Source organism: Prevotella sp. HMSC073D09, assembly GCF_001814145.1.
Classification (GTDB): domain Bacteria; phylum Bacteroidota; class Bacteroidia; order Bacteroidales; family Bacteroidaceae; genus Prevotella; species Prevotella conceptionensis.
Genome location: NZ_KV815140.1, coordinates 23,281 through 33,802 on the forward strand (window position 1 = coordinate 23,281; position 10,522 = coordinate 33,802).

At 50.0% G+C, this 10,522-nt stretch carries 8 protein-coding genes; 1 reads left to right on the forward strand and 7 read right to left on the reverse strand.

Annotated features, from left to right (window positions below; translation table 11 throughout):
- Nucleotides 1-195: 195 nt before the first annotated feature.
- The gene (locus HMPREF2955_RS13665) at nucleotides 196-786 is read right to left on the reverse strand and encodes a hypothetical protein (RefSeq protein ID WP_070723967.1); all 591 of its coding nucleotides are present in this window, start codon (nucleotides 784-786) and stop codon (nucleotides 196-198) included.
- Between the two features lie 403 nt (nucleotides 787-1,189).
- Between HMPREF2955_RS13665 and HMPREF2955_RS13675 the strand changes: the two genes are divergently transcribed.
- Nucleotides 1,190-2,995, forward strand: coding sequence for an alpha-amylase family glycosyl hydrolase (locus HMPREF2955_RS13675; protein ID WP_070723969.1), 1,806 nt, complete (start codon nucleotides 1,190-1,192; stop codon nucleotides 2,993-2,995).
- Nucleotides 2,996-3,325: 330 nt separating this feature from the next.
- Here HMPREF2955_RS13675 and rodA read toward each other — a convergent pair whose 3' ends face one another.
- The 6 genes from rodA to HMPREF2955_RS13705 all read right to left on the reverse strand — a co-directional run bounded on the left by rodA (nucleotide 3,326) and on the right by HMPREF2955_RS13705 (nucleotide 10,091).
- Complete coding sequence (gene rodA, locus HMPREF2955_RS13680; RefSeq protein WP_044078225.1) at nucleotides 3,326-4,798, reverse strand: rod shape-determining protein RodA; 1,473 nt, start codon at nucleotides 4,796-4,798, stop codon at nucleotides 3,326-3,328.
- Nucleotides 4,779-6,629, reverse strand: coding sequence for a penicillin-binding protein 2 (mrdA, locus tag HMPREF2955_RS13685; protein ID WP_070723970.1), 1,851 nt, complete (start codon nucleotides 6,627-6,629; stop codon nucleotides 4,779-4,781). The genes rodA and mrdA overlap by 20 nt, the downstream gene beginning before the upstream one ends.
- 14 nt (nucleotides 6,630-6,643) lie before the next feature.
- Nucleotides 6,644-7,144: a rod shape-determining protein MreD gene (gene mreD, locus HMPREF2955_RS13690; protein WP_070723971.1), complete on the reverse strand. Its 501-nt coding sequence runs from the start codon at nucleotides 7,142-7,144 to the stop codon at nucleotides 6,644-6,646.
- Between the two features lie 138 nt (nucleotides 7,145-7,282).
- The gene (gene mreC, locus HMPREF2955_RS13695) at nucleotides 7,283-8,146 is read right to left on the reverse strand and encodes a rod shape-determining protein MreC (protein ID WP_070723972.1); all 864 of its coding nucleotides are present in this window, start codon (nucleotides 8,144-8,146) and stop codon (nucleotides 7,283-7,285) included.
- Between the two features lie 4 nt (nucleotides 8,147-8,150).
- Nucleotides 8,151-9,173 (reverse strand): rod shape-determining protein, encoded by a 1,023-nt coding sequence (locus HMPREF2955_RS13700; protein ID WP_009231349.1) that lies wholly within the window; start codon nucleotides 9,171-9,173, stop codon nucleotides 8,151-8,153.
- Between the two features lie 315 nt (nucleotides 9,174-9,488).
- The gene (locus tag HMPREF2955_RS13705) at nucleotides 9,489-10,091 is read right to left on the reverse strand and encodes an IMP cyclohydrolase (RefSeq protein ID WP_070723973.1); all 603 of its coding nucleotides are present in this window, start codon (nucleotides 10,089-10,091) and stop codon (nucleotides 9,489-9,491) included.
- Nucleotides 10,092-10,522 lie beyond the last annotated feature (431 nt).

Here is a 10,522-nt window from a genome sequence, read left to right on the forward strand (position 1 = left end):
CCTGCTTTAAGGCCGCGCAAATGTTCTTTCCGTTTGGTTTCATGGGGTTTCCTTTCTCTGTTTTATACTATCTAATGTACGACGATGCCGTTTATTGAGAGGCTACATCCTATTGCAACTTAAACACCGTTTTAAACCAGACGGCCGCCTTTTGTTAAGCCACGAACTAACGGCAAAACAGATAAGCGTTGCTGGCTACCAACTGGCAATCTGCTTAATCAGCACGTCCACGCTCTTTTGATAACTCTTGGGATAGATTAAAGCCAGCACTTCCAAATGCGTAACCATACCCCCCTCCGTGGGCTTACACTTCGCATAGAATATGCGCCCATCGTTGGTAAAGCCCGAAAACACGCCTTTGCCCCTAGGATAATAAGTGATTTTCTTCATCTTAACCTTGTTGATGAGCTGCTGCCCCTCGTTTGGGAAGTTATCGTCTACCACCGCCCATGCACCAAGAGAGCAGTATCCCAGCATCACCTTGCGCCAACTATATATGTTATAAAGGGTGGGAATGTCGTCGTCGAACACTTCGCGAGCGACAAAAAAGTTGGGATAAGTAAAGCCTAAGCCTGATTTCTTCCACTTCGCCTTGTCCATTTTCGCAGCAAACTGAGCCACGTCCGGACCATTAGACTGCTGCGCGGAGGCCGAAAAAGAGCCTGCAACGAAAAGCATAACGAAGAATAAGGCTAGCTTTAACAGGCCTTTCCCCACTCTTTTTTTCGCCAATTCACTATCATTTGCTGTCTTTGTGCAGCTTATTAAGCGTAAATTCTGTTTCATTGCATATAAGTTTGATAAGTAAAATGTCTGTTCAAGCCCACTATTTGCAAAGTTACATTTTTTATTTTACATACCTAATAAACGTGTTAGATTTGTTTTCGTAATACCATAAAAAGGAGAAAATTGTTGAGTTTTCGAGTTGTAAGCGTACAAGTCCGCTATTATTTACAACCTGCAAACACGCACTTAGCCATTCATTCGCACGCATGGGGTTGCAACAATAGGCAACAAAGCCCACAAACTTACACCCAAAGCCAAGCCATTGCCATCCTATACAAAGGCGAAGAAAAGCCCAATTATGCAATCGGTTGCGCAAAAAGAGTGCAACTTATCGCGCATTGAACACGCCACCGTACGCAAATTTTTACGAACTTAGCCCCAGACAATCAATCGCTAAAAACTTATGAAAAAGCTCTTTACACTTTTAACAGCCCTGTTGCTAACGGTCTGCACCAAGGCTTTGGCCCAAGGATGGCCACAAAACTACGCCGGCGTGATGCTCCAAGGATTTTATTGGGACAGCTACGACGACACCCATTGGACCACATTAGAGGCTCAGGCCACAGAGTTGTCGGCCGCCTTTAACCAAATATGGGTGCCGCAATCGGGCTATTGCAACACCACCCACATGCAAATGGGCTACTTACCCATTTGGTGGTTCAACCATTTAAGCGCGTTCGGCACCGAAGCAGAACTGCGCCAAATGATTAAAACCTTTAAAAGTAAGGGAACGGGAATAATAGAAGATGTGGTGATTAACCACCGAGCAGGCAATACAAACTGGTGCGACTTTCCCACAGAGAAATGGAACGGCAAGACCATGACGTGGACGTTGGCCGACATCTGCGCCAACGACGACGGTGGGAACACGAAGGCAAACGGCTACAACGTAACGGGTGCGGCCGACACGGGCGACGATTTCGGGGGCGGACGCGACCTGGACCACACCCGACAGAACGTTCGCGACAACATCAAGGCCTATCTTTCGTTTCTGCTTACCGACTTAGGGTACGATGGTTTCAGGTACGACATGGTGAAAGGCTATGCCGCACACTACATAGGCGAGTATAATACGTCTGCCAATCCCAAGTTCTCGGTGGGCGAATATTGGGACGGAAATGTTCAAAAGGTGAAAGAATGGATTGAGGGAACGCGTGCGAACGGTGCCATACAAAGTGCCGCTTTCGACTTCCCCATGAAGTATGCCATCAACGATGCCTTTGGACAAGGCCGTTGGGGCAGGCTTGCAGATGCTACGCTTGCCGCCGACCAAGCTTATAGTCGTTACGCAGTTACCTTTGTAGACAATCACGACACGGGTCGACCCAAAGAAAACGGCGGTGCCCAACTATATGCCAACGTATTGGCAGCCAACGCCTACATTCTCACTATGCCAGGCACGCCTTGCGTATTTCTACGCCACTGGAAGATGTACAAGCAGTCGTTGAAACGTCTTATTGCCACACGCAAAGCCGTGGGACTAACCAACCAAAGCAAGATTGTTAAGGCAGAATCTGCTGCAAATGGGTTCGTATTGTGCACACAAGGCACTAAGGGTAAGGCTTTGTTGCTGCTGGGCGAGGTGAACAACGCCCAAACAGCGGGCTACCAACTGGCCGTAGAAGGTCCTAAGTATAAGCTTTACGTAAGCGATGGCGTAGACCTCACCGCCGTTAAAGCCATAAAGGGCGAGGATGCAGGCTTTAATGCACCTGATTTCTGCCAGGTTAAGAAAGGCGAAAGATGTGCTTTCTTCGAGGCTCCTGCCAATTGGAGCAACACAATAACTTGCTGGCAATGGGACAAGGGCTATAATTACACGGGCAACCAGTGGCCTGGTGCTGCCTGCATAAAGGTTGGAACCACTGCAAATGGTACGCACGTGTGGAAGTGGACTTGGAATAACAGCAAACAAGCAAGCTCTGCTGGCAACGAAGGAATTATTTTTAGCAACAGCGGCTCGCCGCAAACGGCCGACCTGCCCTTTGAGAATGGCGGCTATTACACCGTTGAGGGTCTACTAGGTGTTGTAAAACCCGTAACAACAGGCATCACATCGCCCTTACAAAGCACACCATCGGCCAGGAGCCTGCCCGTATATACGATAGACGGAAAGGCATTGGGGCACACCATCGACATTGATACCGCCCTGAAAACGCTGCCCAAGGGCATGTATATCATCGGCAAAAAGAAGTATGCGGTGAAGTAAACTGGCGCAAACCGCCCTATAATAGGCCTCATCTCCCCAGTCTTTCGTCAAGGGAGAGAAGGCGAGTGTCAACAAAGACACCTTGTTTATAAGCAACTATAGGAGTGAAACGAAGTTTGTTCGCGTGAAATAAGCAAAGGCGTTTCCTGCATATTTTGCCGTACAAAGGCCTTTGTAGGGCTGCTACAAACAAATTGTAGTGGCCCTACAACTCTTTTGTAGTGCCACTACAAGCCATCGGTAGCCGTACTACAAGAGGTTTGTTGCGAAACGGTAAGCAAGACAAGAAAAGCCTGCAAAGGCCATCTTAAGACACGAGGCGAAATGGTTTTATTGCCTTCGCGACTTGTTGCGACTGGCGTCTATTCGTAAAAAGATAAAGAGCAAAAGCGTGAATCCCCACAAGCTGGAACCGCCATAACTAAAAAACGGTAAGGGGATGCCGATAACGGGAGTAAGGCCCAAGACCATACCCACGTTGATGAAAAGGTGGAAGAGAAACACACTCAACACGCAATAACCATATATGCGACCGAACTTAAATGGTTGCCGTTCGGCCAACTTGATGAGCCGTAATATCAATGCAAGGAAAAGCAACAGCACGGCAGCCGAACCAACAAAGCCTTCTTCTTCGCCTACGGTGCAGAAAATAAAGTCGGTATCTTGCTCGGGAACGAATTTCAATTTGGTTTGTGTTCCATTTAGAAAGCCCTTTCCTTTGAGTCCACCCGACCCAATGGCTATTTCGCTTTGGTGTACGTTATAGCCAGCACCGGCAAGATCTTCTTCCAGTCCAAGCAACACGTTGATGCGCACACGCTGGTGAGGTTCCATCACTTCGTTAAGTACATAGTCTACCGAATAGAAGAACATCACCGAGCCAACGGCAAAGAGTGCCACGTAGAAATAGTTGCGAATGCGCGCGCTAAGCCAACGGTAAAGAAGCCAACACACCAGGGCAGCTGTCAACACAAGCTGCACGATGGTTACATCGAAAGCCACAATGTACTTAGACACGAGCAGACAGACACCCGTGAAGAGTATTCCAAGCGCAACAAGGCGCGTTGTTCGGCCGCGATCGTTGGTGTAGCTACGCACCATGCCAGCCGTAAACAGCTGAACAAGGAGCAAAACGATGAAACGTCCGAGCGACGTTGGCGTCTGCCAAAGCATCACTTCTTCGAAACGAACGCCCACAACGAAGTACACAACCATCGCCACGCCCGTGAAAAGGAAACTGCCCGACATGCCTTCGCGATAGAACATGAGGAAGAACGAGACGTAAACTAAGGCCGAACCCGTTTCTTTCTGCGCCACAATGAAAACCATCGGCAATACTACCACGAGGCAGGCAGAGGCGAAATCTTTCCAATTGTTCAGGGAAAAGCCGTAAGTGCTCATCAGTTTGGCCACGGCCAAGGCAGTGGCAAACTTGGCAAACTCGGCTGGTTGCAGGCGCAATGGCCCCAACACGAGCCACGAACGAGAACCCTTAATCTCGTGCGGATTGAAGATTGTGGCGAAGAGCAGCAACAACATGGCGCCGTAAATGACAAAGGCGAAGGTGTCGTAAAAGTGGTCGTCGAGGGTGAGCAGCACAAAACCAAGGCAGATGGACGTGCCAATCCACACGATTTGCATGCCCGAACGCGTGCCGAGACTAAATATGTCGGTGTCGCCGTAGGTGTAGCTGGCACCGCAAACGCTCACCCATCCGAAGGTGAGTAGCGCCAGATAGATGCCTATCGTCCACCAATCCAACGACCCAAGCATGCTGGGTTGCCTATCTGTTGCTCGTGCCATACGCTATCCTTCTGCTTTGGTAAACACTTGCTTGCGCCTCAGAGAAGGGCGAAAGCTTTCCGTTGATGTACTGTTCCATCATGAGCGAACCAATCGGCACGCCGTAAGTGGCGCCAAATCCGCCGTTCTCCACGTACACGGCAATGGCTATTTTGGGGTTGTCCATAGGCGCAAAGCCCATGAAAACGGAGTGGTCTTGACCGCGGTTTTGCGCAGTACCCGTCTTACCGCACACCAAATAGTCGGCCCTGTTGGCCGCATGGCAGGTGCCGCCCACTACCGATGCGCGCATTCCTTGTACCACATATTCGTAAGCTTTGCGGCTGGCCTTGGTATAATGCTTGCGCCGATAAAGCGTATCCAGCTGTTCGCCCTGCACCTTACGCACCACATGAGGCACGTAATAATAGCCGCGGTTGGCGATAGTTGCGCAAAGATTGGCTATTTGCAGGGGCGTCAGGTTCACCTCGCCCTGCCCAATAGAGATGGAGATGACGGTAAGTCCGTTCCACGAACCCTTGTATGCCTTGTCGTAAAAGGCGGCATTGGGTATCAGTCCGCGCTTTTCGCCGGGCAAATCCACGCCAAGCTTATAGCCAAAGCCCATGCTCACCATGTAATCGCGCCATGTGTTCATGGCCTCTTGCACGTTGTGGTAGCGTCGGCGGTTGCCAATCATGTGGAACAATCCCCAACAAAAATAGCTGTTGCACGAGGTACAAAGGGCTTGAACAAGGTTGGTGGGAGCCGCATGTGGGTGGCATCCCACGTGCAGACCGCGGTAATTAAAGCCGCGTGCGCAGGGATAAAGGGTGTGTTCGTCGATAATCCCCTCGGTCATGTAGGTGAGTCCTTGCGTGGTTTTGAATGTGGAACCCGGCGGATATTGACCCATGATGGCACGATTGAGCAAGGGCTTCCACACGTCTTTCGAAAGTGCGAGGTGGTTTTTGCCCCTTTGTCGGCCCACCATGATGCGCGGGTCGTAGGTTGGCGACGACACCATGCAGAGCACTTCGCCCGTAGCGGGTTCGATAGCCACGATACTGCCAATCTTTCCTTCGAGCAAACGCTCGCCAAGTTCTTGCAGCTTGATGTCAATTCCCAACGTCAGGTTCTTGCCGGCCACAGGTCGACGGTCGAACTTTCCATTCTGATAGTTTCCCTGAACACGCCCGTGGGCATCGCGCAGAAGTATCTGCACGCCCTTTTCGCCACGAAGTTGTTCTTCGTAGCTACGTTCTATGCCCAGTTTGCCGATGTAATCGCCCGGCTGATAATAGTCGGAGTTCTCCACATCGCTTTTCGAAACCTCGGCCACGTCGCCCAAAACGTGTGCGGCGTAGGGGTATTGGTATTGTCGGATGCTGCGTTTCTGAACGTAGAAACCTGGAAAACGGAATATCTTTTCTTGGAAAACGCTGAACTCTTTATCCGAAAGCTGACTCATAAACACCTGTTCGGTAAAGCGCGAATAGCCTGGATTTTTGTTGCGGTCCTTGATATCGTTCATGCGTTTGATGAAATATTCCTTGGTAATGCCCAAGGCATTGCAAAATTCCATCGTGTCTAGCCGTCCCTTTTCTTCGTTCATCACCACCATGATGTCGTATGCGGGTTGGTTATAAACAAGCAAACGCCCGTGCCTATCGGTGATGGCGCCACGCGATGGGTACTCAATCTTTTTGAGGAAAGCGTTACTGTCGGCGTTTTTCTTGTAGTCGTCGCTGAGCAATTGCAGCGTGAAAAGGCGGATAAGGTAGACCGTTACAATGAATATAGCCACCCCACCGATAACCAACCGCCTTTTGTCGAGTTCGAAATCTTTCACGCCCAGTTCCCCCCTTATCTACTTCTAAGGTTGTCTAGCACCAGCACCAGCACCAAGGTTAGCAACGTGCTGCCGCCCACACAAAACAGCCATTGCATCCAATTAAAGAACGAGAAGGCCTCCAAAGAAAAGAAAACCAAGCAATAAGTGAAGACGATGATGAAGGCAAAGAACAGGTATCGCCCAAAGCCCAGCACCTTCATCGAGGGCACAAGGTCTTCGGCGCTTTCCCTTTGTAAGAAAAGTTCCAAGAGATAAGGCCGCAACAAGGCCACAAGCGTAAGCGAGGCGGCTGCCACGCCGGGCGTATTAGAAAACATGTCTACGCCTAAGCCCATGGCGAATGCCCAAGCAAGCATACCCCACTTGGGGTAATTGCGCGGAAAGAGCAACACCATATATATATATAGCAAAGGGGTGGCGCTGTCGAAGAGGTGCACTTGGTTTAGCACCAGCACCTGCACCAACAGGAATACTAGGAACGTTCCTAATGTTTTCAATACGCCTACGGTCATGTTTGTTTTCTTTCTCTCTTCTTTATCGGCCTTTCGGCCTTGTTTTCTGTTTGTTTTCCGAAAGTGGTGGAAGTTGGCACTTATAACTTCGTTGCAAGCAACGGCCGACTTGTTTCGGCCATAAGATGAAGGTGTCGCCTATTCGCGTTTCACTTTAAGCGAGTCTTGCACGGCGCGCATCATCTCCAACCTTTCTTCCATACCGGCATTGTCTATCACGCATACGTCGCGCAACTTGCCGAAATCGGTCGATAGCCTTACCTGCAATCGGTAAGACAAGCCATTGGGCGAATTAAACACATGAAGTATTTTGCCAACAAGCACACCTGGCGGAAAGATAGACGAATAACCGCTGGTAACTACGTCTAGCCCCAGCTTAAATCGCGCATGTCGCGGCACATCGTCTACGTATGCAATGCCTGGGTCGCCCCCGTTCCAATGCAAATAGCCGAAATAGCCCCGGTCCTTAATCATACAACTGACGTTAGAATGCGAGTTAAGCAGGGGTATCACCACCGAATAGTTGCGCGAAACGAGGTAGACCACGCCTACAACACCCGTTCCACAGGCCACGCCCATGTCTTTCTTAATGCCATGAGCCCAGCCTTTGTCGATGGTGATAAAGTTGTCATTCCTGTCTAACGAGTTACTCACCACCCTTGCGGGGTAAAGTTTGAAACCACTCAGCGCCATTTTCTGCGTCTGCACCACGTCAAGGCTGTCGTGTTTGGCCCTGGTTAGCAATTCTTGCATGGCCGACATCTGCTGTTCAAGCTCCAAGTTGCGTTGTGTAAGTTCCTTGTTAACCTGCGTAAGCGAGAAGAATGTCTCTACCCACGAGTTGGCCTCATACACTTTCCCAGCCACTTCGTTGGCCGACGAAAACCACACGCTGCCCTGATAGCTGTTGTATTGGAACAGCAACACCACGCTTGTCACCTCAAGAGCGAGGAAAACAAACCAGTGGTTGTAACGCGCTATGAATGCAAAGAGGTTGCGCATGCCCCTATCTCATGAGGAAAGAGAACCGCTCAACGTTCTTCAAAGCGATGCCGGCACCCTTTGCCACGCTGTGCAATGGGTCTTCGGCGATGTGGAATGGGATGCTAATCTTCTCTTGCAAACGGCGATCTAGTCCGCGCAGCAAGGCACCACCACCTGTAAGATAGATGCCGTTCTTCACGATGTCGGCGTACAATTCGGGCGGAGTGTTCTCCAAAGCCGACAGTACGGCGTTCTCTATCTTGGCGATGGTCTTGTCCAAGCAGTGTGCAATTTCTTGATAGCACACGGGCACTTCCATCGGCAGTGCCGTTATTCGGTTCGGTCCGTGCACCACATAGTCTTCGGGAGCCTCCTCTCCTAAGTCGGTCAGGGCCGACCCCACGTGTATCTTGATGCGTTCGGCCATACGTTCACTCACTTTAACGTTGTGCTGACGGCTCATGTACTCTTGTATCTCTGCCGTAAGGTCGTCGCCGGCCACGCGTATAGAGTTGTTCGAGACGATACCTCCCAGCGAGATGACGGCAATCTCGGTAGAGCCACCTCCGATGTCAACAATCATGTTGCCTTCGGGTGCCTCAACGTCGATGCCTATGCCGATGGCAGCCGCCATAGGTTCGAAGATAAGGTACACGTCGCGGCCGTCGGCATGTTCTGCCGAGTCGCGCACGGCACGCAACTCCACTTCGGTACTTCCCGAGGGGACACCAATGACCATTCTTAACGAAGGCGAGAACAAGCGGCTGCCCGTATGAACCATCTTTATCAGTCCGCGCATCATCTGCTCGCAAGCAGTAAAGTCGGCGATAACGCCATCGCGCAGCGGCCTTACGGTGCGTATGTTCTCGTGCGTTTTCTCATACATCAGCTTCGCACGTTCGCCAACGGCAATCATTTTGTCCGTTCGGCGGTCGAGCGCAACGACCGAAGGCTCGTCTACCACAATCTTGTCATCACTGATAATGATGGTATTGGCCGTTCCAAGGTCCATCGCAATCTCTTGCATGAAAGAAAAAAATCCCATGTCTTCTTTGTTTTTCGATTGTTGAACAGGCTCAACAAACAAGCGTTCCCCATGCCAAGCCGCCCGTCATGATTGGCCTTGCCCAGCGTTTTGTCGTCTTGCGTGTTGTCTGTCCGTTATTTATTAACTTTTATTTCTCGTTTTTATCGCGTCCGAACCGCCTGTGTTTTGGTTCGCCTGTGCGAAGATTTGTACTTCTTGTTTGCCTTTGCCGAACGTGCTGTACCTCTTCATGTTCGGCCATTGCTTGCGTTGGTTTTGCAGGCAGTTTGCTTGTTGGCTATATTGCCACAGGGCGTGCCGCCACGCTTTCGGTTAGGCATTGTTAGCCTCAAACCATGCGTGTATGGCCGTGTCGTAGTGGCTGCTCACACCGAAAGCGCGTGTGGCGAAAGCCTTACGCTGTGCCAAAGTGGTGTTGGCTCCGCTGGCTTTCAGTATGTCGAGCAGCATGCCATATTCGTTTTTGCTCGGTACAATCACCACATCGTTGAAGTTTTTTGCGCCAGCCCTGATGAGCGAGATACCTCCGATGTCTATTTTCTCAATGATGTCGGACTGATTTGCCCCGCTGGCCACGGTTTCCTCAAAGGGGTACAGGTCTACGATAACCAAGTCGATGGGGTTGATGTCGTATTGTTCCATCTGCGCTTTGTCGGCATTGTTGTCGCGACGGGCAAGGATTCCGCCGAACACTTTGGGGTGAAGTGTCTTCACCCTGCCGCCCAATATCGAAGGGTATGCGGTTAAGTCTTCCACCGCACCACACTCGTAGCCCAGCTCTTCGATAAACTGGCGTGTGCCTCCAGTAGACAGGAACTTTACACCTTCATCGTTTAATTTGGCAAGCAACTCGTTCAAGCCGTCCTTATGGAATACGGACACGAGTGCCGTCCTAATCTTTTTTGTCTCAGTCATAAACCTATTTGAGTTGTGATATTTGAGTTGCAAAGTTACGAAAAACATCGAAGAGTAGACCAATCGTTTGCCTAAAAAACACATTATATATATTAAAAAAGATAAGTTTCTTAGTTTTTGCGTTTCTAAGCCTGTGCTTTTTATCGTAAACTAGCCGCCAAGAAGGAGTGAAAAGGTGAAAAGGTGAAAAAGTGAAAAGGTGAAAAGATGGCTGCGCCTACAAACTTATCAACTCGTTAACTCGTTAACTTGTTAGCTGAAAAGATGGCTGCGCCTACAAACTTGTCAACTCGTTAACTTGTTAACTTGTCAACTGAAAAGAGGGCTGCAACCACCGATGAACGAACAAAACTAGTTGGGCTAGTATAACTAAAAAGCTAGTAAACCTAGAACAACCAGTAAACCTAGGACAACTAGTAAACTTAGAACAA

Coding starts and splice junctions, on each gene's coding strand:
- mreC (WP_070723972.1), bottom strand. CDS start 8,146: ATGCGCAACCTCTTTGCATTCATAGCGCGTTACAACCACTGGTTTGTT.
- HMPREF2955_RS13675 (WP_070723969.1), top strand. CDS start 1,190: ATGAAAAAGCTCTTTACACTTTTAACAGCCCTGTTGCTAACGGTCTGC.
- HMPREF2955_RS13705 (WP_070723973.1), bottom strand. CDS start 10,091: ATGACTGAGACAAAAAAGATTAGGACGGCACTCGTGTCCGTATTCCAT.
- HMPREF2955_RS13665 (WP_070723967.1), bottom strand. CDS start 786: ATGAAACAGAATTTACGCTTAATAAGCTGCACAAAGACAGCAAATGAT.
- HMPREF2955_RS13700 (WP_009231349.1), bottom strand. CDS start 9,173: ATGGGATTTTTTTCTTTCATGCAAGAGATTGCGATGGACCTTGGAACG.
- rodA (WP_044078225.1), bottom strand. CDS start 4,798: ATGGCACGAGCAACAGATAGGCAACCCAGCATGCTTGGGTCGTTGGAT.
- mreD (WP_070723971.1), bottom strand. CDS start 7,144: ATGACCGTAGGCGTATTGAAAACATTAGGAACGTTCCTAGTATTCCTG.